26 protein-coding genes are annotated in these 26,564 nt (G+C 41.5%); 24 read left to right on the top strand and 2 right to left on the bottom strand.

All coding sequences use genetic code 11. The annotated features are described in order from the left end of the window. The first annotated feature begins 776 nt into the window (after nt 1-776). From GJU40_RS10985 to phoU, 9 genes are all read left to right on the top strand, one after another. Entirely contained in the window at nt 777-1,631 is an 855-nt protein-coding gene (locus GJU40_RS10985) for an immunoglobulin-like domain-containing protein (RefSeq protein WP_154307806.1), read from the top strand. Nucleotides 1,632-1,913: 282 nt separating this feature from the next. Then, nucleotides 1,914-2,522 (top strand): superoxide dismutase, encoded by a 609-nt coding sequence (locus GJU40_RS10980; RefSeq protein WP_154307805.1) that lies wholly within the window; start codon nt 1,914-1,916, stop codon nt 2,520-2,522. Nucleotides 2,523-2,624: 102 nt separating this feature from the next. Continuing rightward, nucleotides 2,625-3,914 (top strand): MFS transporter, encoded by a 1,290-nt coding sequence (locus GJU40_RS10975; protein WP_154307804.1) that lies wholly within the window; start codon nt 2,625-2,627, stop codon nt 3,912-3,914. Between the two features lie 60 nt (nt 3,915-3,974). After that, a complete protein-coding gene (locus GJU40_RS10970; protein ID WP_154307803.1) occupies nt 3,975-6,068 on the top strand; it encodes a peptidoglycan D,D-transpeptidase FtsI family protein in 2,094 nt (697 codons plus the stop codon). 245 nt (nt 6,069-6,313) lie between these two features. Continuing rightward, nucleotides 6,314-7,333 carry a PstS family phosphate ABC transporter substrate-binding protein gene (locus GJU40_RS10965; protein WP_154307802.1) on the top strand — a complete coding sequence of 340 codons (1,020 nt, stop codon included), beginning with the start codon at nt 6,314-6,316 and terminating at the stop codon, nt 7,331-7,333. Between the two features lie 76 nt (nt 7,334-7,409). Then, nucleotides 7,410-8,348: a phosphate ABC transporter permease subunit PstC gene (gene pstC / locus GJU40_RS10960; protein ID WP_154307801.1), complete on the top strand. Its 939-nt coding sequence runs from the start codon at nt 7,410-7,412 to the stop codon at nt 8,346-8,348. A gap of 1 nt (nt 8,349) precedes the next feature. Continuing rightward, on the top strand, nt 8,350-9,228 hold the full coding sequence (gene pstA, locus GJU40_RS10955) for a phosphate ABC transporter permease PstA (protein ID WP_154307800.1): 879 nt from the start codon (nt 8,350-8,352) through the stop codon (nt 9,226-9,228). Nucleotides 9,229-9,266: 38 nt separating this feature from the next. After that, entirely contained in the window at nt 9,267-10,082 is an 816-nt protein-coding gene (gene pstB / locus GJU40_RS10950; protein WP_154307799.1) for a phosphate ABC transporter ATP-binding protein PstB, read from the top strand. 95 nt (nt 10,083-10,177) lie between these two features. Next, nucleotides 10,178-10,837, top strand: coding sequence for a phosphate signaling complex protein PhoU (gene phoU / locus GJU40_RS10945; RefSeq protein WP_343031517.1), 660 nt, complete (start codon nt 10,178-10,180; stop codon nt 10,835-10,837). A gap of 70 nt (nt 10,838-10,907) precedes the next feature. On the opposite strand, the gene GJU40_RS10940 is transcribed toward phoU, so the two are convergent. Next, a complete protein-coding gene (locus GJU40_RS10940; protein ID WP_154307798.1) occupies nt 10,908-11,393 on the bottom strand; it encodes an endolytic transglycosylase MltG in 486 nt (161 codons plus the stop codon). Continuing rightward, a complete protein-coding gene (locus GJU40_RS10935; RefSeq protein ID WP_154307797.1) occupies nt 11,390-11,743 on the bottom strand; it encodes a hypothetical protein in 354 nt (117 codons plus the stop codon). The genes GJU40_RS10940 and GJU40_RS10935 overlap by 4 nt, the downstream gene beginning before the upstream one ends. Before the next feature lie 185 nt (nt 11,744-11,928). On the opposite strand from GJU40_RS10935, the gene GJU40_RS10930 reads away from it, so the two are divergent. The 15 genes from GJU40_RS10930 (at nt 11,929) to GJU40_RS10865 (ending at nt 26,521) form a co-directional block, all read left to right on the top strand. Beyond that, the gene (locus GJU40_RS10930; RefSeq protein WP_170289383.1) at nt 11,929-12,342 is read left to right on the top strand and encodes a hypothetical protein; all 414 of its coding nucleotides are present in this window, start codon (nt 11,929-11,931) and stop codon (nt 12,340-12,342) included. Next, a complete protein-coding gene (locus GJU40_RS10925) occupies nt 12,332-13,507 on the top strand; it encodes a glycosyltransferase family 4 protein (RefSeq protein WP_154307795.1) in 1,176 nt (391 codons plus the stop codon). The genes GJU40_RS10930 and GJU40_RS10925 overlap by 11 nt, the downstream gene beginning before the upstream one ends. A 74-nt stretch (nt 13,508-13,581) precedes the next feature. Next, complete coding sequence (gene rpmG / locus GJU40_RS10920) at nt 13,582-13,731, top strand: 50S ribosomal protein L33 (RefSeq protein WP_154307794.1); 150 nt, start codon at nt 13,582-13,584, stop codon at nt 13,729-13,731. 353 nt (nt 13,732-14,084) lie between these two features. Continuing rightward, entirely contained in the window at nt 14,085-14,657 is a 573-nt protein-coding gene (locus GJU40_RS10915; protein WP_246188340.1) for a 5-formyltetrahydrofolate cyclo-ligase, read from the top strand. Continuing rightward, complete coding sequence (locus tag GJU40_RS10910) at nt 14,645-15,433, top strand: DUF92 domain-containing protein (protein ID WP_154307793.1); 789 nt, start codon at nt 14,645-14,647, stop codon at nt 15,431-15,433. Before GJU40_RS10915 ends, GJU40_RS10910 begins: the two co-directional genes overlap by 13 nt. Before the next feature lie 75 nt (nt 15,434-15,508). After that, nucleotides 15,509-16,459, top strand: a complete 951-nt coding sequence (locus GJU40_RS10905) for an L-lactate dehydrogenase (RefSeq protein WP_154307792.1) — start codon at nt 15,509-15,511, stop codon at nt 16,457-16,459. Nucleotides 16,460-16,584: 125 nt separating this feature from the next. Continuing rightward, nucleotides 16,585-16,761: a hypothetical protein gene (locus GJU40_RS20710; RefSeq protein ID WP_170289382.1), complete on the top strand. Its 177-nt coding sequence runs from the start codon at nt 16,585-16,587 to the stop codon at nt 16,759-16,761. Between the two features lie 187 nt (nt 16,762-16,948). Next, complete coding sequence (locus GJU40_RS10900) at nt 16,949-18,463, top strand: rhomboid family intramembrane serine protease (RefSeq protein ID WP_170289381.1); 1,515 nt, start codon at nt 16,949-16,951, stop codon at nt 18,461-18,463. A 101-nt stretch (nt 18,464-18,564) separates the two neighbouring features. Then, nucleotides 18,565-20,028 carry a spore germination protein gene (locus tag GJU40_RS10895; protein WP_154307790.1) on the top strand — a complete coding sequence of 488 codons (1,464 nt, stop codon included), beginning with the start codon at nt 18,565-18,567 and terminating at the stop codon, nt 20,026-20,028. 230 nt (nt 20,029-20,258) lie between these two features. Then, nucleotides 20,259-20,468, top strand: coding sequence for a YqgQ family protein (locus tag GJU40_RS10890; protein ID WP_154307789.1), 210 nt, complete (start codon nt 20,259-20,261; stop codon nt 20,466-20,468). A 50-nt stretch (nt 20,469-20,518) separates the two neighbouring features. Continuing rightward, the gene (locus tag GJU40_RS10885; protein ID WP_154307788.1) at nt 20,519-21,484 is read left to right on the top strand and encodes an ROK family glucokinase; all 966 of its coding nucleotides are present in this window, start codon (nt 20,519-20,521) and stop codon (nt 21,482-21,484) included. A gap of 450 nt (nt 21,485-21,934) precedes the next feature. Continuing rightward, complete coding sequence (locus GJU40_RS10880) at nt 21,935-23,845, top strand: LTA synthase family protein (RefSeq protein ID WP_154307787.1); 1,911 nt, start codon at nt 21,935-21,937, stop codon at nt 23,843-23,845. 100 nt (nt 23,846-23,945) lie between these two features. Next, on the top strand, nt 23,946-25,067 hold the full coding sequence (locus GJU40_RS10875; RefSeq protein WP_154307786.1) for a M14 family metallopeptidase: 1,122 nt from the start codon (nt 23,946-23,948) through the stop codon (nt 25,065-25,067). Nucleotides 25,068-25,086: 19 nt separating this feature from the next. Continuing rightward, nucleotides 25,087-26,196, top strand: coding sequence for a YqgU-like beta propeller domain-containing protein (locus tag GJU40_RS10870; RefSeq protein WP_154307785.1), 1,110 nt, complete (start codon nt 25,087-25,089; stop codon nt 26,194-26,196). Nucleotides 26,197-26,209: 13 nt separating this feature from the next. Further along, complete coding sequence (locus GJU40_RS10865) at nt 26,210-26,521, top strand: MTH1187 family thiamine-binding protein (RefSeq protein WP_154307784.1); 312 nt, start codon at nt 26,210-26,212, stop codon at nt 26,519-26,521. Nucleotides 26,522-26,564: the final 43 nt, after the last annotated feature.

Genomic DNA, 26,564 nt, shown 5'->3' with positions numbered 1-26,564 from the left:
GTGGAATTGCTGCAGAAATGTCCTTCATAGGGGCGATGAAGGACAAAACTCTGTGGAATGGCAGTAGAAATGTCCTTCATAGGGGCGATGAAGGACAAAACAGAGTGGAATTGCTGCAGAAATGTCCTTCATAGGGGCGATGAAGGACAAAACAGAGTGGAATGGCAGTAGAAATGTCCTTCATAGGAGCGATGAAGGACAAAACCACTTATATTCACTCATAATGAGGCCACTGCAAATCCAGGCAATTCTAAATTCTCCTCAATCCTCCATAATCAGCCCAAATCCTCCAAAATGCCTTTGCACTCAACAGTTATCCATAGTAGAGATGAAAACACACAATAACAAGGATCATACTCACTATCCCCAGGCTGTGACACCCACTATCCACCAAATCACGGATTTAGCTTCTGTTGTACTTTTCTTGTTTTCCGAATTTGTTTTTATAAAAGTAAGCTTATTTTCCATAGCTTTTTTCATATAAATGAAAATAACAAATCCGATTACTATGAAGCCGATGGTTATCCATAGTAAAAAGTCCACTTGAAATCTCTCAATTCTTTATAAATTTACTTTCCTAATACCCTTATTTTATATTCATCTTGATGTCTTTTAATTAGGTACCTTGTTGACAAACGCAACGGAAGTTAAATGAATTGCTGTTAATTACCTTAAAAAAATAAAAAGGTTTTTAGTATTTTATATTAAACTTATTGCTTAATAATCACGGTGTATGTTACTTAGGCAGAAATTAAAAAGGCGTAAGGGGTGAAATTGTGAAGAAACTTGAAACTATAGTTTTCTTAGTTGTTGGTTTATTGTTCTTAGCAGCTTGTACACATATAAGTCCATCGTGGCATTTGAAAGCCTCTGAGTTCGATACTCTGCCTAATAGTATAGGTGACATTACCGTTCAACACGATGCACCTTTTGACTTGTCTGAGTATAACAAAATTTCAATGAGATCAGAATATGAAGCGACAACAGAATATGAAGATCCAACTGATAAATGGGTTTTAAAAGGGGGGGTTATTTCCTCTGGACTACACCTTCCAGGCGATGAAATTCAAATTCAATTGAAACATCTTTCAAATGGTCCAAGAATTCGTTATCAGCTTACAGAACGAAATGCATCGTTAGAAAAAGTTGGCATAGTTAAGGAAGAAATCAGTACAAATCAACAATTCAAAACAGATTTACCCGATAAGGAAGGTGCTTTATATCTATTAAGTGCTGAAGTATTAGACCTGAATTATGGAGTTGAAGATACTTTATTAACTTTGGTTGAAGTGCCTTTGCAAGCAATAAATGCAAAACTTTATACTGACAAAGAAGAGTATCGTTCATATGATTCTTTAATTTTACAACTAGAAAACTTTGGACCAACAACCTTGTCTTTTGGAGTTGATTATAGCATTGAAAAGTTTGAAAACGGACTATGGAAAAGCTTGGTGTTTGAGAACATGGGTTTTGCATCTATCGGTATTGAGGTCCAACCTCATGATATATTTGAACAGCCTGTTGACCTTCCGAGATTACCACAAGGAAAATATCGAATAGTAAAGAGTTTCAGCGCAGATGGTACAAAATTGGACGCGACACTTGCAGCGGATTTTGAAGTGATAAAGTAATCAATTATTCAACAATAGAAAATGTCAGCTAACTAAATCAGAAAAGCAAATTCCTGAACCTCTGCGTTTTTCAACTTTAATTTTTGCGTAAGGTAACATATTCTTCTTCATAAAACTACTTAATGGTATGCATCTCTTTTTGATTATTCTGCGGAACAATGTGTAAGAAATGAATTAGTAAGTTTCTGTAGGCGTTAAAATTGAAACTGACCATTGTTTTTGGTAATCTGAACATAGAAAAGCTTAAACTTTTCGTTACATATTATGAAGGAGGAGATCTATATGGCATATGAATTGCCGCAGCTGCCTTATGCTTATGATGCTTTGGAGCCTCATATCGACAAGGAAACAATGAACATTCATCACACGAAGCACCATAACACTTACGTGACAAATGTAAATAATGCTCTTGATGGAAACGAAGAACTTGCAGGTAAAAGCATTGAAGATTTGATTTCCAACCTTGACGCTGTACCTGAAAATGTTAGAACTGCTGTAAGAAATAATGGTGGCGGACATGCCAACCACAGCCTTTTCTGGACAATTCTTTCTCCAAACGGCGGAGGAGAACCATCCGGCGAACTATCTGAGGCAATTAACAGCAAGTTCGGCAGCTTTGAAAACTTCAAAGAAGAGTTTGCAAAAGCAGCAACAACACGCTTTGGCTCCGGCTGGGCATGGCTTGCAGTTAGCAACGGTGAGCTTGAAATCACAAGCACTCCTAATCAGGATTCACCTTTAATGGAAGGCAAAACGCCTGTTCTTGGTCTTGATGTTTGGGAGCACGCTTATTACTTGAACTATCAAAACCGCCGCCCTGACTATATTGCATCTTTCTGGAATGTAGTAAATTGGGACGAGGTTTCCAGCAGATATACTTCTGCAAAATAAAGACTAAGGGGACCCAAAGGGTTCCCTTTCCTGTTTATGGATGATACATAACTCCCCAAAGTTAAGCCACAATAAGGTTAGACAAAGAAGGGGAGTTTTTGTATGTCTAAGCTTCAAAGGATTATCGGAAATGTGAATGTGAACAGAGAACTAATTCTGCTATTAGTGATTGGCGGGCTGTACTCGCTCGGAATTGCCCTCTCCAATACGTTTGTAAATGTTTATCTTTGGAGACAATCAGGCAGGTTTATTGATCTGGGTATATATAATTTATCTGTTGTTCTTCTTCAGCCGGCAGCTTTTATTCTTGCAGGGAGAATTGCAAAAAAAGTTGACAGGGTAGTGGTCCTGAGGCTTGGCGTAATGTTGCTGGCTGTGTTTTTTTTTACGGTTCTTTTTATTGGCGACAGGGCTTCGGGTTTTCTAGTGCTGCTAGGCGGAATTCTTGGGGTGGGCTACGGCTTTTACTGGCTCGCTTTTAATGTTCTTACATTCGAAATTACAGAGCCTGATACAAGGGATTTTTTTAATGGCTTTTTAGGAATTCTGGGCTCTTCAGCAGGGATGGTCGGACCGATCGGGGCTGGCTTTGTTATTTCCCATTTTTCCAGCCATACTGGCTACAGGCTGATTTTCACCATCTCGCTTTTGCTTTTTATGGGAGCAGTGGTAATTAGTTTCTTTTTGAAAAGAAGGCCTGCGAACGGTTCTTACATTCTGCTTGATGTGATCAATCAAAGAAAAAGTAATACCAACTGGAAGCTTGTGACAAATGCACATTTCTTCCAAGGCATTCGGGAAGGAACATTTGTTTTTATAATTGGAGTATTTGTTTTTATTACAACGGGCAGTGAGTTTGCTTTGGGAACTTACAGCCTGTTAAATTCAGCTGTCGCCTTTGTGAGTTACTATGCTGCGACACGCATCATCACTAAAAACATGAGAAAACCGGCGATTCTTTTGGGAGGACTGATCCTGTACGGTGCCATCTTTCTTCTTCTGTTCGATCTCTCCTATCCCAAACTTCTGTTATACGCCGTTTTGATTGCAATTGCCTACCCGATGCTTCTAGTTCCCTATCTCTCAATTACTTATGATGTAATAGGAAAATCGTGGAATGCGGCAAAAGCCAGAATTGAGTATATTGTTGTAAGAGAAATCTTTGTTAATTTAGGTAGAATTGTTTCAGTTACTGCTTTTATTGCTGCCGTTACTCTCTTTGATGAGAAAAAGAGCATTCCGGTTCTGCTTGCTTTGATAGGAGGGGGCCATACTGTTATCTATTTCTTTATTAGAAGGATTAAATTGGACGAAACTAACGAAACTATGCAGGAAGACGGACAAAAACTGATCGCAGAGTCGAATATTGTAGATGGAGAGAATGGGAATTAACGTTGGTCTGCCCACAGGCAGATTGCTGCCATAAAACAGACATGAGAAGGCGGTGTTTAAATGGGGAGCAACAAGAAAAGAAAAATGCTGCCTGGCAGATTAAATATACTTTTCTTTGTTATCTTTTTGACATTTTCAGCAATGGTATTAAGGCTTGGAATTGTGCAGATTGTTTACGGAGAGGATTATAAACGTGAAGTTGACAGAAAAGAGGAAGTGGCTGTCAGCACCTCCGTGCCAAGGGGTAAAATCTTTGACAGAAATTATGAAACAATTGTAGATAATCAGCCGTTGAACGCTATTACATATACCCGAATGACTGGTTCCAGCCAGGAAGAGCGGCTGGATACTGCCAGAAAACTTGCTGAAATTATTGAGAAAGATACAAGCAAAATTACAGAACGTGATTTAAAGGATTACTGGATCTTACTAAACCCGGAAGCAGCTAAAAATAAAATAACGGATGAAGACCGCCAAAAGGTTGCTGACGGGGTATTGGCAGAAAGTGATTTATATGACCTGCAGCTTTCAAGAATTACAGAAAGTGATCTTGCTGCTATTTCAGAAGATGAGAAAGAAGTTCTGGCGATTAAACGGGAGATGGATGGCGGCTACGCTATGACTCCCCAAATTATCAAAAATCAGGATGTTACTCAGGAAGAGTTTGCGATTGTCAGCGAAAATCTTCACAAGCTGCCAGGCGTCGATGTGACAACAGACTGGGAGAGAAGTTATACATTTAACAGTACGCTGAGAACTCTCCTTGGATCTATTTCTTCAACAAGTGAAGGAATTCCAAGAGAACAGATGGACAAGTATCTTGTGAGGGATTACCAGCGGAACGACCGTGTCGGCAAAAGCTATCTGGAAGCTCAGTATGAAGATGTGCTGCAGGGGGAGAAAGCCAGGGCCCGCAGCATCACTGATCGTTCGGGGAATCTGCTGGAGACTGAAATCGTTTCTGAGGGGAAAAGCGGTAAAGACCTCATTTTAACGATTGACATGCAGCTGCAGCTGGAAGCGGAGAAAATTCTGGAAGAAGAGCTTCTTGCAGCAAAAAGAAAAAGAGGGACTGAGCTTTTGGACCGAGCATTTGTAGTCGTGATGGACCCTAGAAACGGCGAACTTCTCAGCATGGCCGGCAAGCAGTTTGTCACTGAAGACGGCCAAAGGGAATTAAGGGACTTTTCGCTGGGGGCTATGACAACTTCCTATACGATGGGTTCTGCGGTCAAGGGCGCGACAGTTCTTACCGGATTTCAGGAGGGCGCTATTCAGCCCGGTTCAGTTCTGCTGGATGAGCCGCTTTACATAAGTGGATCACCTGCTAAAAAATCCTATCAGAATATGGGCAGAATTAATGATCTGACAGCATTAAAAAGATCATCAAATGTTTATATGTTCAAAACAGCAATTGAAATGGGGAACGGTGTTTATAAAAGAAATCAATCTCTTCCTTTAGATCGCGATGCGTTTGCGACAATGAGAAATTCATTCAGCCAATTTGGGCTGGGAGTTGAAACAGGTATTGATCTGCCGAATGAAGCAAGAGGCTTTCAGGGTACAAGCTATACTCCGGGACTTCTTCTTGATCTCTCTATCGGACAGTATGACACCTATACACCGCTTCAGCTTGCACAGTATATTTCAACGATTGCAAACGGCGGCTACCGGATGAAGCCGCAGATTATGAGAGAGATCCGTGAGCCCTCTCCAGCTGATGGAGCAGGCCCTGTTATCCATTCTCAAGAAACAGAAATATTGAACCGCATAGACATGGAGCCAAAATACATTGAGCGAGTGCAGGAAGGCCTGCGGCAGGTTATGCAGGAAAGCGGAGGAACCGGCTACGGTTATTTTGCCGGAGCCGGGTACAGCCCTGCAGGGAAAACTGGTACAGCACAGGCTTTTTATGACGGTCCAGTAAAAGAGAAGTTTCTGACTCCCACTTATAATTTGACGCTTGTCGGATATGCACCAGATCATAATCCCGAGGTTGCCTTTGCCGTTGTTGTGCCGTGGGCTTATGAAAAGGCCCAAAACAGCCACCCTATCAATCATATGATTGGAAAGAGGGTTCTGGATAAATATTTTGAACTGAAAAAAGCCTCGGAAGATGAAGAAGCGGAAGAAGAAGAAATTGAAGAAATTTAAATAATCTGCATAAATAAAAAGTGAAAGCTAGAAACTATAGGTACCTTACTCAGGGTACCTTTTTTTATGCTTCAAAAAGTCTTCAAAAAGCAGTGGGCTTATTAAAAATGACAAGACGTAAGAACCGACAAAATTCGGCGGTTATTTACAAAACCTTTACAATCAATTAAAACCAGATTAATAGTAAGGATGTATTCTAATAGGCGTAGGACAATAACACCAAATCCTTAGGGGGAATAAAAGGAATGAAGAGCTTTAAATTTTTAGCATTATCTATAATGATTTCTTCAGTATTGGCATTCGCTGCTGCATGCGGTAACGGAGATGATTCTGGGTCAACTCCTGAACAGCAAAATACTGAACAAGCAGAGGAAAATGGAAACACTGAGGGTGAAGGTGAAGGTTCCGATGACCTTGCTCAGCTTGAAGGTGAAGTAGGAATTGATGGTTCTTCTACTGTAGGTCCAATTATGGAAGCTGTTTCTGAAGAATTTGGCGCTGCTGCTCCAAACGTTAAAGCTCCAATCGGTATTTCCGGAACTGGCGGAGGTTTTAAACGCTTTGTTGTTGGTGAAACGGACATGTCTAACGCTTCACGTGAAATCAAAGATGAAGAAGCACAGCAAGCTGAAGAAAACGGAATTGAATATACTGAATTAGAAGTAGCATTTGACGGAATTTCTGTAGTTGTTAACCAGGAAAATGACTGGATCGAACAGCTAACGATTGATGAACTTAAAACAATGTGGATTGAAGACGGAACAGCTACAAAATGGTCTGACGTAAACCCTGAATGGCCAGAGGAAGAAATTTCATTCTATTCTCCTGGTACTGATTCTGGTACTTACGACTACTTCAATGAGGTTGTTTTAGAAGACGAGCCTGTTGCTAAAGCAGCAACTCTTTCTGAAGATGACAATGTACTTGTTAAAGGTGTACAAGGCGATAAGAACGCAATCGGATTCTTCGGTTATTCTTACTACCTGGAAAATAAAGATTCTCTAAAAGTTGTACCAATTGTGAACGAAGCTGGCGAAGCTGTTGAGCCAACTGCTGAATCTATCGAGTCTGGCGACTACAACCCGCTTTCCCGTCCGCTTTATGTGTACGTAAATAATGCTTCTGTTAAAGATAAAGAGCAAGTATATCAATACTTGAAGTTTATGCTTGAAAATGCAGGAGATCTTGCTGAAGAGGTTGGTTATGTAAGACTTCCTGAAGATAAGTACAATGAAGGCATGGAAACGATTGAAGGCTTAAGATAATATATAATCAAATAGATGAGAAGCGGGGCTCCTTGCTTCTCATCTTCCTATGTAGAGGGAAAGGGGTTTTCACCTTATGGCAACGTCCAACAGCCAAACAGTGCGTGATCTTATAAAAAAAAATAAAGAAAAAAGATCATTGCTAAATGGAGTAGAAAAGGCAGTACCAATTATTTTGCTGCTGACAGCAATTGTTTCGATCCTGACTACTTTTGGAATTGTATTTACACTACTATTTGAAACAATTACATTTTTCACAAGAGTCCCGATTCTTGACTTTTTTACACAGCGGGACTGGTATCCGTTTTATGGAGAGCCTTCCTATGGAATCATCGCTCTGATTTCCGGTACGCTTCTTGTTACTGTTATTGCGGTCATTGTGGCAGTTCCGGTAGGGTTGGCATCCGCTATCTTTTTGAGTGAGTATGCTTCTGAAAGAACCAGAAGAATTATTAAGCCGATATTAGAGGTGCTAGCCGGTATTCCGACAATTGTATATGGTTTTTTTGCCTTAACATTTGTCACTCCTGTGCTTCAAAGTCTTGTTCCCGGCCTTGGATTCTTCAATGCACTCAGCCCTGGGATTGTTGTAGGGATTATGATTGTTCCTATGATTGCATCACTTTCTGAGGATGCGATGAGTTCAGTGCCTAATTCAATGCGCGAAGGTGCATTGGCCATGGGTGCAACTAAATTCGAGGTGTCAATGAAGGTTGTTCTGCCTGCAGCTGTTTCAGGAATTATGGCATCCATCGTTCTCGCCATATCCCGTGCAATTGGTGAAACGATGATTGTTACGCTGGCAGGAGGAGCTACGCCAAAGCTTACATTTGACCCTACAGAGTCCATACAGACTATGACAGCTTATATTGTTCAGGTCAGCTCAGGTGATGCAGGTTATGGAACTACAGTTTACTATAGTATATATGCTGTAGGTATGACGCTGTTTGTCTTTACCTTAATGATGAACCTCCTTGCCCAGTACATTACAAAACGCTTCAGGGAGGAGTACTAAGATGAAATTAATTGACCAAAACCTCATTAATAAAAAAATGGGCGGCAGAATAGCTTTAAATAAAACCTTTAATGTTATTTTTCTTATTGCTACCAGCCTGGCTCTGATTGTACTGGCTATATTGCTTTATCGGATATTCACTCAAGGATTTAGCCACTTATCGTGGGACTTTTTTCAAAGCTTTGCTTCACGGAGACCAGCAAATGCAGGAATTAAAGCTGCATTAGTCGGTTCTTTGTGGATCATGGCTGTTACCATCCCAATTTCCTTGCTATTGGGAGTCGGGACGGCTCTTTACCTTGAAGAATACGCAAGGAAGAACAGGTTTACGACTTTTATCCAAACAAACATTTCCAACCTTGCAGGTGTACCTTCCATTGTATTTGGTTTGCTTGGCCTCACTCTCTTTGTTCGTGAGTTCGGGCTAGGACGCAGTATTCTTGCCGGGGGTCTTACAATGGCTTTGCTGATCCTGCCGGTTATTGTGGTAGCATCTCAGGAAGCAATCCGCTCTGTTCCAAAGCATTTAAGAGAAGCATCATTAGGGATGGGTGCAACCAAGTGGCAGACCATTTTTAGAATCGTTTTGCCCACTGCCATCCCGGGTATACTGACAGGAAGTATCTTGGCTTTTTCAAGGGCTATCGGAGAAACAGCTCCACTTTTGGTTGTTGGTGCTTTCGCTTATGTAAACTATCTTCCACAGAATCTGATGAGTACGTTTACGGTTATGCCTATTCAAATATATAACTGGGCATCCCGTCCTCAGCCTGCATTCCAAGATGTAGCAGCTGCGGGAATTATCGTATTATTTATTTTCTTAATTGTGATGAACTCAGTTGCGGTACTGATTAGAAATAAATTTTCAAAGCGTTATTAATTTATAATTTTCTTAGATAAAGGATGGAGGATTTTCATATGGAAGTAAAAACAGTCATTAAAGAGCGTTCTGAGAATGCTGAGAAAGTAGATACAAATAAAAATATTGTTTACAGAACTGACAATTTAAATCTTTGGTACGGCAAGGATCAGGCTCTGAAAAACATTGATCTTGATATATATGAGAACGAAGTTACTGCGATTATCGGCCCTTCCGGGTGCGGAAAATCAACCTACATTAAAACATTGAACCGTATGGTTGAGCTGATTCCAATTGTTAAAACTTCAGGGAAAATCTTATACCGCGGCAAGAATATTTTCGATAAGTCCTACCGGGTGGAAGAGCTAAGAACGCAGGTAGGAATGGTATTCCAAAAACCGAATCCCTTCCCTAAGTCGATTTATGAAAATGTTGCATACGGACCTAAAATTCATGGAATTCGTGATAAAAAGATCATTGACGAAGTTGTTGAGCGAAGTCTTCGCGGAGCAGCAATCTGGGATGAGGTTAAAGACCGTCTAAAAGAAAATGCCTATGGCCTTTCCGGCGGTCAGCAGCAGCGTTTGTGTATAGCACGCTGCCTTGCGATTGAGCCTGATGTCATCTTAATGGATGAGCCGACATCTGCACTGGACCCGATTTCTACACTTAAAATTGAAGAGCTCGTTCAGGAGTTGAAGCAAAAGTACAGTATTGTCATCGTTACACACAATATGCAGCAGGCTGCTCGTATTTCAGATCGTACTGCCTTCTTCTTAAACGGAGAAGTAGTTGAATATACGAATACGAATAAACTTTTCTCAAATCCTTCTGACAAGCGTACAGAGGATTACATCACTGGGAGATTTGGGTAATATTCTGAAAGGAGTCGTTATATGCGGCTCCTTTTCATACATATGCACAGCTCATAAACACATCCAGGCGTTTAAAAGATAAAGGAGGAATAGAAGTGGTCATTAGAGAAAAATTTGATTATGATCTTAACACATTAAGAGAAAAATTGATTGAGTTGGGAAGTTTGACGGAGATTGCTTTAGCCAAGTCAATACATGCATTGGAAACTCAAAACATAGAGCAGGCGCTGGAAGTAATTGATGAGGATAATCAGGTTGATGATCTTGAGGAAGAGATCAATGATCTTGCCATTTTGCTCATAGCCAAACAGCAGCCGGTTGCGATTGATCTCAGGAGGATTGTAGTAGCCATCAAAATTTCCTCTGATATAGAAAGAATGGCGGATTTTGCCGTAAATATAGCCAAATCAACTATTAGAATCGGTGACGAGCCATTGGTCAAACCAATCAATCATATTAAAAGGATGCATGGCATAGGTACGGAGATGCTCTCATTAAGCATCAAAGCTTTTAATGAAGAAGATGTGGTTCTTGCCAAGAAAGTTGCGGAGATGGATGATTTGGTTGATGATCTTTATGGAGAAACCATCAAAGAGCTTCTTGAGCTGATGCACGATAAAAAGGAATCTCTTCAGCAAATTACTCAGTTATCCTTTGTTTGCAGATACATTGAACGCATGGCTGATCATGCGACGAATATTTCAGAAAGTGTGTTTTACCTTGTGAAGGGCAGGCATTACGATCTCAACTCCTAAATCGCGCAATGGTCTAAAAACAATTTATTATAACAAAAAGATCCCCCGCTAAAGTAACGGGGGATTTTCTTTATCTTGTCAGTGCCTTAGATATTTCTGTGAAAGGCATACCTTGCTTCAGCTCGTAGGTACCGGTTCTGACTTTTTTGTGATAGCCTGCTTCAATCAGGTAGGCATTAAAATCTCTTGCTGACTGTATGACTCCAGCTTCTTGGAGGATTTTGCACACGTCGCTTGTGCTCATCCCTTTTTGGATCGTTAATGTGTATGATGCTCTTGGTGCAGGTGCAGGTGTTTCTTCTTCTTCCTGAGCTTCCTCTTGGGGAGCAGGGGAGTTGACCACCTGTTCTTTCATGGTCAGCAACTCATTATAATCTTCTGCAGAGAGCTGCACCATTCCCTGTTTTTTTAATTCTGCTTGAATTTCTTCATTCGTCATAACGGCTTTTTCAGCTTCTGCTATTCCCTGGTCAGCGGAGAAAAAATAAACTCCTGCAACAATTGAGGTTGACAGCAGCATGCCCGCTGAAAAAGTTTGTAAGCTTCGCTTGCTCATACAAGCATCCTCTCATTTTGTTGGATGATCTGCCTGACTTCTTCAGGTGAAACGTTCTCCGCTCTGGAGATTGCCTCAATGTTCATTCCATTTTTGTACTTATTTAAAATATGGCGAACAATCTGGCCATCTAATTCTTTGCTGAGGGAATTTTGGCTGCCAAGGTCATTTTGAAGTAATTCTTCTTCAAGAATTCTCATTTTCTTCTTTAACTTATATATTTCCTGCATGGATGACAGCTGCAGATGATCCAGCTCCTGTTCAATGTCTCTGCCCTTGTCTCTTTGAAAAAAAGAGGCTGCCATTAAAATGATTCCTATTACAAGCAGGATAATCAGGGTTATTTCCAAGTTTTTCACCTTCTAGCAATATTTATTTCCTTATTATTTATATCATATAATAAAGGAAGACAGAAGAACTTTTCACAGAGAAAATGAAGATTTTTGTCACAATTTACCGAACATCATACTGCCACTGCTTTGCTTGGTATACTGTATACTTTTTTAAGAGAAAAATTTTGCTTGGAGTGGTGCATATGAATGATGTTTTCTCCGCCCTTATAAAGGTACGGGAAAAAACAATGTTTTATGGGGATAGTCTGCACTTCCATTATGAAGGTGCTGAGACGGTATTTCTGCAATGGAAAATAAGTCCCAATACTCTTAAGGCACTGCCTAATATACTTTTGGAAGAGGAGGACAGTTTGAAAATAATTATTCGGCTTCATGCTTCTGGGAACTATGATTATCATGTAGGAGCACATACAGGTCAAAAAACCGTGTATTTGCCAACCCATATCACTGAAATCTGTGCTGCTCAACTACTTGTATTTTCATCATCGGGAATTTCACTCGCCTTGGCAGAGCAATACGAGACAGAGGGTGGTGCAGATAAAGTTGGATGGGACGGGAACAGCAGCTTTTCCGGTTACTCAAACTATGAATCGTAATCTTCCCCAGCTGTCTGTGCTGATTCTATCATCAGAGTACCCGCCTTGGATTGAAGGCGGACTGGGTACATATGTGCATGGTTTGGCAAAATTTCTTGCTAAAAAAAATGTTTCAGTGACTGTGTTAGTTTTGGGAAACAGCAAGAAAGAATATTACCGGGAATCTGCTGGTATAAAAATATATAAACCGGCGTTAACAGCATCCGTAAAAAACAGCTATGCAGACTGGATAGCGGCAGCTAATCTGGGGATGTTCCAATATGCCTCAATGCTTTCACAAAAAGAAAGCTTCTCGATTATTCATGCACATGACTGGCTGGTATCGGGAGCTGCGTCCGCTTTAAAAAAGCTTCTGGCTATTCCTTTGGTTTCCACACTTCATTCCACTGAAACAGCAAGAAAACGAACTTCCTCCTTCATGCCGGAGGGAGGTATTGTTTCCTGGGAGAGACAGCTTTTGCAGTATTCAGACAAAGTGATTGTCTGCACAAAGGAGATGGAGCAGGAAGCCTGCTCAGTGCTGAGGGGGTGTCCGACAGTAGTGATACCTGCGGGAATAGATCCAGAGACACTGGAGGAAGAGAAAGCTGTCAGCAGTATTAATACACCTTATTTGCTTTCGTACGGAAGGCTTGTACCTGAAAAAGGCTTTGAAATGCTGCTTGATAGTTTTGCTGAATTGAAAAAAACGGAATTCAATCTTCATTTAGTAATTGGCGGAAAGGGTCCTTTGTATATTCCGCTTACAAAACAGGCTGAAGAGCTGGGGATCCAAGAAAGTATTACTTTTACAGGGTTTTTGAATTGGAAGGAAAGAAATTATCTGCTGCGGCGGGCAGCTGCAGCAATCTTTCCCAGCCTGTATGAACCATTCGGCCTTTCTGCAGTGGAAAGTATGTATAAGGGAACGCCCACGATTGCGTCTAATGTCGGTGGTTACCGGGAAACGGTAAGAGACGGACAAACCGGCATCTTATTTCAGGCAGGTTCTGTTGCTTCATTAACAGAAGGGATGGCAAAACTGCTGAACCAGCCGCTTCTCAGCCACCAGCTGGGCAAGAATGTAAAAGCATTTACCGTAGATCATTATCATTGGCAAGAGATCATTGCTGAAATCATTGAAATATATCTTCAACAAATTTTAACTGAAGAAAAAAGAAATTGAATATGGCATTTCAAAATAATTAGTGGTATGATAGTTAAGTCTGATTTAACGTTTTATAGTTTGGAGGGATAAGCATGCGTGTAAATATTACATTAGCTTGCACTGACTGTGGTGAGCGTAACTATATTTCCAAGAAAAACAAGCGTAACAACCCTGATCGCATGGAGCTTAAAAAATATTGCTCCAGAGAGAAGAAAGTAACTGCACACCGCGAAACAAAGTAACAGTGGGAAAATTCTTTCCTGCTGTTTTTTTTGTATTGTTTTGTAAAGAGATCAGTTTTCAATCGTTATTCCATCATATTTCAAATACGCAATCTCCTCTTTTTTTGTTAAAAGTTCAAATGTGTCTTAACCTGCACAACAACAGTCCACTAGTTACACCTTTTACACTCCTCATATGTGCTCATTACAGCAATTTTCCCACCTTAGAAGTTAGTTCCGTCAAATATGCGATCATGCTGCAGACTACAGAAAACCTTACATATAGATGCAGCAACAAAGCAATTGTTTTGTAAGCTTTTTCTAGGCTGTACGTTATAATAGAAAAAGAGAGAAAACATAAAGCGGAGGTGGCAATGATGCTGGCCAAAAAGCAGCTTCGCACAGAGATGAAAACAAAGCTGGAAGAAATGGATTCAGCCGTCTATGCAGTACAATGCGGTTTGATTCATTCACATACTGCTGCTTCTCCAAGCTGGGAAAGAGCAGAAACCATTGCATTCACAATTTCACGAGGAAAAGAAGTGGACACCTTTTCAATGATTGAACAGGCCTGGAAGGAAGGGAAAACTGTTGCTGTTCCTAAATGCGAACCAAAAACAAAAGAGATGATTTTCCGAGCCTTAACTTCTTTTGATGAATTGGAGACGGTCTATTTCGGGCTTCAAGAACCCATACCTGCCCGGACTGCATTGCTTTCTAAAGAAGAATTAGATCTAATCTTTGTGCCGGGAATTTGTTTTGATCACAAGGGGTTTCGCATCGGTTACGGAGGAGGCTACTATGACAGGTATCTGAAAGGATACAAGGGGGAAACGGCAGCAATGGCTTTTTCAATGCAGCTTCTTCCAGAAGTGCCTTTTGAAAAACATGATATTCCCGTTCAATACATCTTCTCAGAGGATGGGGTGATAACATGCAGGTGCTGATTATCTTGTTTATTGTGCTGACGGCTCTGGCAGGATGGCGGTTAAAGCTTCTCACATTTTCTGGTGCTGCTGCAGCTACGGCGGTAGGAGTATGCATTTACATAGGCTTAGGAAGTATTGGATTAGTGACACTTGGTGCTTTTTTTGCGAGCTCCAGCTTATTTTCCAGACTGAAAAGGAACAAGAAAAAAATGCTTGATGAGCTTCTTGAAAAGGGAGATCAGCGTGATGCTGTACAGGTATTTGCGAATGGAGGAATACCTGCAGTCATCAGCTTCATTTACTTAGTGACTGGAGACTCCTCGTGGATTTTTGTTTTTTGTTCTGCTATCGCAGCTGCAAACGCTGATACGTGGGCGTCAGAAATAGGAACGCTGAGCAAGGGGCAGCCTAGAATGATGTTATCCTTAAAAAAAGTTGAGCGGGGAACCTCTGGAGCAGTATCCCTGCTTGGCACCCTCGCTGCCATTGCAGGTGCTGCTTTTATTGCTATAACAGGTGCAGTTCTGTTCTCATTTCAGCCTCATTTAATTTTGCTGATCATTGCTGCGGGGTTTTTTGGAAATATGGTTGATACTGTGCTCGGCGGAACGCTGCAGGTTGCATACACATGTCCTGTCTGCGGAAAACAGACAGAAAAGAGAATGCATTGCAGCGCACCAGGGAAAAGGACTAAGGGCAGTTCCTTCTTCGACAATGATGCTGTGAATGCTGTTTCCGTTCTAGCTGCTTCCATCCTGGCTGTATTTATTCAAAAGTTGTTAACAAATTACTAGTCATAAAAAAGCACTGAGATGGTAAAATGAAATTGTGAAGTGTATCACAATCTTTTTCGGAAGGATTTGATTTCATTGAAACGTAATCGTGTGAACAGAGTCGCCCTAATTGGAACTGGTTTTGTAGGATCAAGTTATGCGTTTGCCCTTTTGAATCAGGGTGTAACAGAGGAGCTTGTGCTGATTGATGTAAATAAGGAAAAATCTCAAGGAGATGCAATGGATCTCAATCATGGACTCACTTTTGCCCCTTCTCCCACAAGAATCTGGTTTGGCAGCTACACGGACTGCCAGGATGCTGACATCGTGGTCCTCTGTGCAGGAGCAAATCAAAAGCCTGGAGAAACAAGGCTGGATTTAGTGGAGAAAAACCTTGCTATATTTAAAAATATTGTAGGTTCCGTGATGGAAAGCGGATTTGATGGGATATTCATCGTTGCCACGAATCCAGTTGATGTTCTAACATATGCAACCTGGAAATATTCAGGACTGCCCAAGGAGCGTGTGATTGGATCAGGAACGATACTAGATACTGCCCGGTTTCGGTACCTGCTGGGAGACTACTTTCAAATTGATACAAGAAACGTGCATGCCTATATCATCGGAGAACATGGAGATACGGAATTGCCAGTCTGGAGCCATGCCGATATAGGCGGGGTACTGGTAAATAAAATTGTTGAGTCCAGTGATAAGTATAGCCAGGAGGACTTGGACAACATTTTTGTGAACGTAAGAGACGCAGCGTATCAGATTATCGAAAAAAAAGGTGCGACTTACTATGGAATTGCAATGGGCCTGGTCAGGCTTACAAAGGCTATTCTGCAAAATGAAAATTCGATCCACACCGTATCATGTTATATCGATAATAAATATGGAACGCAAGATGTATATATCGGGGTTCCAGCCATCATTAACCGAAACGGGGTCCGTGATGTGATTGAGCTGTCTTTGGATGAAACTGAAAAAGAAAAATTCCTTAATAGTGCAAACGTGCTGAAGAACACGTTAAACCCCTTTTTTAAGTAGAAAAGGGATTGCTAATAGGGCAAAGGCATGTATTAGTCCTGACTTTCTTCAATAAAAGAATGGTGTTCTCTGGATAAAATTCCGCTTCCTAAGTAACAATAAGTAAAAACAGGAGGGATGACGCCATGCGCACGTTGCTCAGACTGGCAATCATGTTAATAGCGGGAGCTGCTATCTATAAATACCGCTACAGAATCGTAAATTATCTGCTGGGACAGCCTGAAATTCGGAGAACCTTTATTTCTTTATCCATGAGGCTTCCATTTATCAGGGATAAATTTGTTCAAAGAGCTTTCAGCTAGCCAAGGGTTACAATCTGTCAGTTGTAAGCTGCAGCATGTTTGAAGCACCTATCTCAGGGTGCTTTTTTGCACGGAAATAACAGGCTGCTGAACATAAGATGCTTGGCTAAGCAGTTGTTCTATGTGTATCAGTAACGGTGCTCCCAAAGAAATTGGTATAATAAAGAAAAATGGCTGGGGGGGTACTATGGTAATCAATCAGGATTTTCTCTATTGGAAAATTGCAAACCAGCTTGTGCTGCAGCATGGCTATCGAATGATCCATATTTCCCGTGATCAAAGGGAAATATGGCTTGAGCCCAGAAAGAAACAAGAATTTGATGTGATCCGGCTTAAAAGAGAAGATGCCGACTGGAGCAATCTGCTGCTTCAGGATATGAATCAAGCAGGACACACATTTGAATCGATCCGAAAAAGAACGGGCAGGAGATCCTTCAAAGTTTTTAATTTATATATAACAGCACTTCCGCCTGTAGACGACTGGGAGTATATCTTTGAAAGCAGCAAGCTCGTTGAGAAAACAACATTAATCAATCAGTTGCTGCACACAGAAAATGTTAGTGATGAGGCAGAAAGTATTCAGGAGGCGCTGCCCCTCTCCCTTGAGGAACTGAGCGCTGATGCAGGCATTGATGATGTTCAAGCAGTGAAACAGGAGCTTCTTCACTATACAGCTAAAAGAAATAAGGAAGAGCGGGAGATTTTCCAGCACGGCCGTCCTTTATTAACCTATGTGTTTATTGCGATTCAGTTAGTTATGTTTTATATACTTGAATCTGCGGGCGGGAGCACGAATACAGATGTTCTGATTAGATTCGGTGCCAAAGAAAATACTCTGCTGCTGAATGGGGAATGGTGGAGGCTTGTTGCGCCTGTATTCCTTCATATTGGCTTTCTCCACTTAATGATGAATACGCTGGCACTTCTCTATATAGGAGGCGCTGTCGAAAGAATGTTTGGATCTAGGAGGTTTCTTTTTATCTATCTTCTTTCTGGGATAGCAGGTACGCTGGCAAGCTTTGCCTTCAGCCCGTTTGTATCAGCGGGAGCTTCAGGTGCGATATTCGGATGTTTTGGAGCCCTGCTGTATATGGGAGTAAGCAAGCCAAAGCTCTTTTTTAGAACAATTGGTGCAAATATATTAGTTGTCATTGCCATTAATATTGCTATTGGGTTCACCATCCCTAATATTGATAATGCAGGTCACTTGGGAGGTCTGGCAGGCGGATTTTTAGCTTCATTTATATTTCAGCTGCCGAACCAAAGAAAAGTATTTGTCCGAATGGCCGGAATTCTCACTACTGCTGCCCTGCTTTTAGGATTATTCGCCTATGGAAATGGACAGTTTGCCGGTGCTGGCAGTGCCTATACAGTATCAAAAGGGCAGGAATTGATTCAAAACGGAAATTATCAAGAGGCTTATGATTTACTGAAAACAAATCAAACAGAAGCTTCATCTAATGAACATATGACTCTGTTAGCCATTTCTGAAATTCAGCTGCAAAAGAATGAAGATGCTAGAGAAAATTTGCAAAGCATTATTGATCGAAATGCTTCTTATGATCAGGCTTACTTTTTCCTAGCCATTCTAGAGGCTGAAGAAAGTAATTTTGAAGAGGCAAGAAATTATCTTCAGCAGGCGATCAGGCTGAATCCTGATGATCAGCGCTATCAGGAATTGAAAAATTCACTGCCTCAATAACTCTGTATATCACAGGGTTATTTTTTTTGGCATTTACGCCTGTATGGATGCTGATGTTATTGACTAGGATGTAGGTAGCACACTGATTGGAGTTTTGCACAATGGACAAAGAGGCTGTAAAAAGGGCTGTCTCCGGGAAACTTACTGCTGACATTGCCTACCTGGATGAATTTCTTGGAGTTGAGAAGAGCTTTGATTTAATAAAGGTGGAAGTAGAGTATGCAGGACGGAAGATGGCATTTTATATGGTTGATGGTTTTGCAAAAGACGACATTCTCCACTATTTAATGGAGTTTCTTGCGAGGCTTCAGCCTGGAGCGCTTGAAAATGTCTCACTTTACACATTAATACACTCATATATCCCTTATATTGAAATTTCAACAGAAAAAGACCTGAAAAAAGCGGGAGAGGCGATTTTAGCCGGACCAACCGCACTGCTTGTAGATGGGATGGAAGAAGTGATCCTGCTTGACGCAAGAACCTACCCTGTCAGAGGCCCTGAAGAGCCTGATACAGAACGAGTTGTCAGAGGGTCGCGGGATGGCTTCGTAGAGACGGTTGTCTTTAATACAGCCCTTACGAGAAGGCGTGTCAGAGACCGGACTCTTCGAATGGAATATTTACAGGTGGGAAGAAGGTCTAAAACAGACGTAGTAGTTTGCTATATTGAGGATATTGCAGATACCGGCCATGTAAAAGACATAAAAGCTTCGCTTGAAAAAATAGATACGGACGGTCTTCCTATGGCTGAGAAAACAATTGAGGAATATTTGTCAGGCAGCCATTTGAATCCTTACCCTTCCGTCCGCTTTACAGAGCGTCCCGATACAGCAGCCGCACATTTGTATGAAGGACATGTGCTCATCTTTGTGGATGGATCTCCGAGCGTCCTGATTACTCCTGCGACGTTTTGGCATCATCTGCAGCACGCAGAAGAATACCGCAACAAACCTGTAACAGGAGCCTATTTGAGATTTGTCAGATTCACAGCAGTATGGGCTTCGGTATTTCTGCTGCCCCTTTGGTACTTGCTTGCTGTACAGCCGGAGCTGCTTCCTGCTGAACTCTCTTTTATCGGGCAGAAGGAAGAAGGAAATGTTCCTCTGCTGCTGCAGTTCCTCATTATTGAAATTGGCATTGATATGCTAAGGATGGCAGCGATTCATACACCGTCCTCTCTGGCGACGGCTCTTGGCCTTGTCGCTGCCCTGATGATTGGTGAGGTTGCCATAAGTGTGGGTCTGCTGTCAGGTGAAGTGGTCTTATACCTTGCGATTGCCGCGATTGGAACGTTCGCAACACCGAGCTATGAATTGAGCCTGGCAAACAGGGTGATTCGAATTCTCCTTATTTTAGCAACTGCAGCCTTTGGAATAGAAGGTTTTGTTGTGGGAATCACAGTATGGATCCTCATGCTTGCCCGTATAAAATCTTTTCAAATTCCATATTTATGGCCGTTTATTCCCTTCAGCTACAGAGCATTCAGGGATGTTCTTCTCCGGTCGCCAATGCCGCTGAAGAACAGGAGGCCCTCTGTACTGGACCCCAAGGATCCTGACAGGTGAATAAGGTGATAGACTGCAAAGGTTTGCAGTCTTTTTTACAGGCTGTTTTCACATATAGCACTGTTTTTCATCTCATCTGTTGTTGTGCCGGTCGCTGCCTGAACGCTAAACACTCTCTTTGCAGGACTTTTTCCATGAGAAAAGTAAGAGCAAATGGCAAGAATCACTTGACGATAGCACCATTATTCTATAATTTATAGGTAGAAACCAAACTTCAAGGAGATTAACACTTGAAAACAATTTATGACGTACAGCAGCTGCTGAAAAGATTCGGCATCTACATTTACACAGGTGATCGGATTGCAGATTTAGAATTAATGGAAGAAGAGGTAAAACAGCTGTTTACTTCACAGCTGATTGAGCCAAGAGAATATCAGATGGCACTTTTGCTGCTTAGGCAGGAAGTTCAAGTTCAGCGTAATAAGCAGCTTCTTAACTAAAGTGCAAACGGTTTCCTAAACATGAATATAACAAAAAGGATGACTGACACATGAACGATCAATGGCTTGTAGGTATTGATTTAGGCGGAACAACAATCAAGATGGCATTTATTAATTTTTACGGTGAAATCATCGAAAAGTGGGAAATTCCTACTGACAAAACAGGGAAAAAGATTACAACAGATATCGCAAAAGCAATAGACAGCAAGCTGGCTGAGCTGGGACAACAGAAGGGCAGGCTGGCTGGGATCGGCATGGGAGCTCCAGGCCCAGTAAACCTGGCAACCGGTCTTGTGTATGAAACTGTAAATCTTGGCTGGAAGGATTACCCTTTAAAAGATCATTTAGAGATGGAAACAGGCTTATCTGCCATCATTGATAATGACGCTAATATTGCTGCTTTGGGTGAAATGTGGAAGGGTGCCGGAGACGGAGCTAAAGATTTGATCTGCGTGACCCTCGGAACGGGCGTGGGCGGAGGAATTATTTCTAATGGAATCATTGTCCACGGCGTGAATGGCGCTGGAGGAGAAATTGGCCATATAACAGCTGTGGCGCAAGGCGGAGCTCAATGCAACTGCGGTAAAACAGGCTGTATTGAGACGATTGCCTCCGCAACAGGGATTGTAAGAATTGCTCTTGAAAAGCTCCAAGGAGACGACACTCCAAGTGCACTTCGTACTATTTTTGAAGAAGCACGCGCTGTGACTGCAAAGGATGTATTTGCTGCAGCTGAAGCTGGAGACAGTCTGGCGCTAAGTGTAGTGGACGAAGTAACTGATTATCTCGGCATGGTGCTGGGCAACCTTGCGAGCGCACTGAACCCGGAAAAAATTGTACTTGGAGGCGGAGTTTCCAAGGCTGGGGACCTGCTTGTTCATAAAGTACAGTTGAAAATGAAAAAATATGCATTCCCAAGAGCCGGGGCTGCAGTTGAGATCGCAATAGCCACTCTTGGAAATGATGCAGGTGTCATCGGAGGAGCATGGCTCGCGAAACAAAACCTGATTTCGTAAGATTATTTTTTCATATTGTTACGGATACTAAAGGAGTCACTAATCAGTGGCTCTTTTTCGTTAGAAGTAAAATAGGGAGAATGTGTTGAGCATGCTGTTGATCTCTTGAGGCTGCAATGAAATCAAGATAAGGACTCACGAAGAGGACCACACAGTTCAGTTCAAATAGAAGATTTCGAAGTCAATATGCTGTATAAGAATAGGTCATCAGCAGGAAATTTTTGAGAATAACCATAAATTGAAACATATCCTGGTTTACCATCGTCTATAAATTGGGAAAAGAAGTTCAAGCTATCATTCTACCATCTCAATGTAACCGCAATGTGAAAAAATATTGATTTTTTGTAAAAGAAGTATTAAGATATGATTTAGTTGTCCTCAATGTTTACCCTAATAAATGGAAAATGACAGAATATTATGCGCAATTCCGCCGTACTGGGAGGTTAAAGAATGCGTAAAAAATCAGTTTCAACCTTTGCTTTTACAATGATTGCAACTGTACTAATGTGGATAAAAACGTATGTGGTCTACAAAACCAGCTTTAATATTAAAATTGAAAATTTCACTCAAGAAATCATTCTCTTCATTAACCCGCTGAGTTTCTTGCTGCTCGTATTTGGAATTGGATTATTCCTAAAAGAGAAAAACAGAAACAGATATATCATTGGTGCAAGTATGGCGATTACCTTCATTCTTCTTGCCAATATGATTTTCTACCGGTTTTTTACTGATTTTTTAACCATCCCTGTGCTTTTCCAAACGAGCAATATGGGCGATTTGGGAAGCAGCATAACAGAGCTTTTTCAACCGGTTGATTTATTGATGCTTGTTGACATCATCATTTTAATGTGGCTCAGCAGAAAGCCTTACTTCAGAAAGCAGGCTTCAGAAGCAAGAACAACAGCAAAAGTCAGAACAGCCTACTATCTGTTGGTTGCAGCTGTTTTCTTCTTTAATCTCGGACTTGCTGAAACGGAGCGCCCACAGCTGCTGACACGTTCATTTGACAGAGAAATGCTCGTTAAAAACATCAGCGTTTATAACTTTCACATATACGATGGAATTATCCAGTCAAAAACAACTGCCCAACGAGCTTTGGCTGACAGCAACAGCTTAACTGATATTGAGAACTATGTGAATGCCAACCGCAAAGAGCCTGCGGGCGACTTGTTCGGCATTGCAAAGAATAGGAATGTAATCGTTGTAACGTTGGAATCCCTGCAAAGTTTTGTTATGAATGAGGAATTGAACGGCCAGGAGATTACCCCTTTTCTGAATCAGCTTGCAAGGGAGAGCTACAACTTTGAAAACTTCTATCATCAGACAGGACAGGGTAAAACGGCTGATTCTGAATTTCTGGTTGATAATTCTCTTTATCCGCTCAGCCGGGGTGCAGTTTTTTTCACAAATGCCAATAATGAATTTATGGCTACTCCGGAAGTATTGAAGGAAGAAGGATATTACTCGGCGGTATTTCACGCTAACAATAAAAGCTTCTGGAACCGTGATATTATGTACCAGGCTTTTGCGTATGACCGTTTCTTTGATATAAGGGATTATGATGTTAATCCTGAAAACTCCGTAGGCTGGGGATTAAAAGACATAGAGTTTTTTGAACAAACAGTAGAGCATTTGAAAAATGTCCCTCAGCCTTTTTATACGAGAATGATTACCTTGACCAACCATTTCCCATTTGAGCTGGGGGAAGAGGACAAAATGATCGAAGAGTTTGATTCTAACAGCAGAACGTTAAACAGGTATTTTCCAACTGTTCGTTACCTGGATGAGTCAATTAAAGTCCTTTTTGAGAAATTAAAGGAAGAAGGCCTTTACGATAATTCCATGATTCTATTATATGGTGATCATTATGGAATCTCTGAAAATCATAATGGCGCCATGAGTCAGTTTCTTGGCAAAGAAATTACACCTTTTGAGTCCACACAGCTGCAGCGTGTTCCTTTTATGATCCACATTCCTGGTGTGACAGATAATAATCCGAGGAACATTGAAGAAGTTGCTGGACAAATTGACATGAAGCCAACCTTGATGCACTTGCTTGGAATTGACACAAGGGAGCATCTGCAATTTGGCCATGATTTATTTGCGGAGAAAAGACTGCCGTTTGCAGTCTTGCGTGATGGAAGCTTTATTACCGATGAACTCATTTACACTGGCGGCGCATGCTTTGTGAAAGAAAGCGGAGAGCCTGCTGAAGAGGGGTCTTGTGAGCCTTATATAGAAAAAGCTAAGCAGGAGCTTGATTACTCAGATAAAATCGTGAATGGCGATCTTCTCCGTTTTTATCATGAGCAGCTGGATGGATTAGATCAGGCGGAAGAAATACAAACCGGAAAGAAGTAAAACCGAAACCTTGGGCATACGCCCAAGGTTTTTTTGCAGAGACAAACAAATTGGCCCATTGCCTGACATACACTTTATTGTTAAGGTGGAGGTGGAGAACATGAAGTGTTTTATTCAGCAGGATATCACAGTATCAAAGCTTGCTTCATTGCTGAAAATACCAAGGCAGTTGTTAGAGGATTGTAATGAAGGATTAAGCAAAGAGATTTACCTGCGAGGGACAAATGCAGCGTTGCCGGCCCTCTCTGTTTCGAATTCCGCGGATTGTGGTCTTAGGGATGAACTATCTGTATATATCAAGCTGCACAACATACCTGCATACTTGCCAGCTCCTATCATACATCTTAAAGAAACTTACTCATCCACCGATTGCTATAGCGACATTCAGCTCCTATCGAATTCATTTCCTTTTGTTAGAAAATCAGTTATTGGCCAAAGTGTGTTAGGACAGCCTATTATCGAACTATCCTTAGGGAGAGGGCCGAAAAAAGTTCATTTAAACGGATCTTTTCATGCAAATGAATGGATTACTTCCTGCGTAACGATGAGCTGGCTGTTTGAATATGTAACGGCCCTGCTGGAAGATAGCCATTACAGGGGGTATAAAGCACGGGATTTATATAATGAAACGACACTCTCTGTTGTGCCCATGGTAAACCCTGATGGAGTAGATCTTGTTCTTGAGAACCTTCCAAAAGAGGGAAGTCTTTATGAAAAAGTAAAGAAAATAAACGGGGACAGGGAAGATTTTTCTCAATGGAAGGCTAACATTAGAGGGGTGGATCTTAACAATCAGTATCCGGCTAACTGGGAAATTGAAAAAATCAGGAAAATTCCTCAAAGTCCCGCACCAAGAGATTATCCCGGCGATCGGCCCCTTACTGAACCAGAAGCACAATGTATGGCTCAGCTCGTCAAAGACAGGAATTTTGACAGAGTTGTTGCTTTTCACACTCAGGGTGAGGAGATATATTGGGGATATCTTGGGAGAGAGCCGCAGGAAGCAGAGATGATTGTAAATGAATACGCAGCACTGAGCGGCTATCTTCCAGTCCGAGATATCGACAGCCATGCCGGATTCCGGGACTGGTTTATCAACGAGCGAAAATTGCCGGGTTATACAGTAGAGCTCGGGATTGGCTCGAACCCCTTGCCTATTGGGCAATTTACAGAGATTGCAGATAAAAGCAGGGGCATTTTCTGGGCCTCGTTATATATGTAACAGGAAAGGAGATAGGCTGATGAGAACCTTGTTCCCACTCTTTTTACTTCTATTGCTTGTGACAGCTTGCCAACCTCATCAGCCTCAAGAAACAGACTCAAAGCTATTAAAACCTTCTAAAAATGTATCTCCTGAAATAGTTGAAGAAAAAACTCCTGATGATATTCTTCCACTGGGGGAGAAGGAAGGCGTATATACGGCGGTTGAAGGCTGGTATGATGAAGAGACTGTCATCGTGACGGAAACAGCTGGAGAGCACACTCATGTACAGTTGTACAATCTGTACAACGGGAGCAGAAAGACATTTTACGAATCAGACAGTCCCGTAACAGAAATTCAAAGAAGCAGAGAAGGCAGCTTATTTCTGATTCAAAGGAGCACGGCAGAGTCTGAAGCGGATATCCTCCTTTTGAATAGAGATGGGGATATTCTTTTTCAGCAGGCATTTCCTTCTTTTGATTTGCAAATTTCGTGGAATTCATATAAAGAAAATCTGTTTTATGCAACTGTGTTTCAGAAGGATTGGAGCTTTCAATCCTTTATCATAGATGTTTACGAAGAAAAAGTGTTTAACAGCCCTCTGCAAGTTCCTTTTGCTGAGTGGAACGGAGAAGACACATTCTCTTATATAGAGTGGGATCAGGAATCCCGCTCTTCTCACGCCCCTCTTCTTGTATATGATTTGCAGAGCGGGACGCAAAAGCAGTTATCAGGAAGTGCAGCAGCTCAAAAGAATGCCGGGGACTTGCTGATTGCGGCAGAATTAAAAGATGAAGAGGCAGGAATAGGAAGCTTTCATTTCTTTCAAGGTGAAACAGAGAAGTTAACATTGAAGCTGGAACTCAATTTCCAGCGTATGTACGAAGAATGGTCTCCCCCGGAGTTTATCTTTGACGACAAAGCAAATACCTTTTATACTTTCTTTGAGTCAGTATCCGGACAATATGACCTAATAGGAGTTAATACCTTGAACGGTCAAAAAAATGTGGTACTGCATGATGCAGAACCAGGTAAACTGGTTCTTTCTCCAAGCGGAAAAAGCATATTATCCGGCCCGGGTCTGAACCAGATGATACATTTGAGCAGCGGTACTTTGGTTCCACTAATACAGTATTCCCAACACCACTAATCAGGAGGCAGTTATGGCAATTGTTGATGTAACGATTATCCCTATCGGAACAGAAGGACCGAGCGTCAGTGAGTATGTTGCAGAAATACAGCATGTGCTGAAGAAATTTGAGGAAGAAGGTACGATACAGTTTCAGCTTACACCTATGAATACATTGATAGAGGGAGAGCTGCCAGAGTTGTTCAAAGTTTTGCAGGCCATTCACGAGGTCCCATTTTCTAAAGGCATCAGCCGTGTGGCTACGAACATCCGTATTGATGACAGACGTGATAAACCTTCCACGCTCAGCGGCAAGCTGGAGAGTGTGAACAAGAAAATGAAATAGAACTACCTGCTTTTTTGGTAGATGACTATTCACAAATGAAGCA

Source organism: Metabacillus lacus (genome assembly GCF_009674805.1).
Classification (GTDB): Bacteria; Bacillota; Bacilli; order Bacillales; family Bacillaceae; genus Metabacillus_C; species Metabacillus_C lacus.
This window is presented reverse-complemented; position numbering and strand designations above follow the sequence as displayed.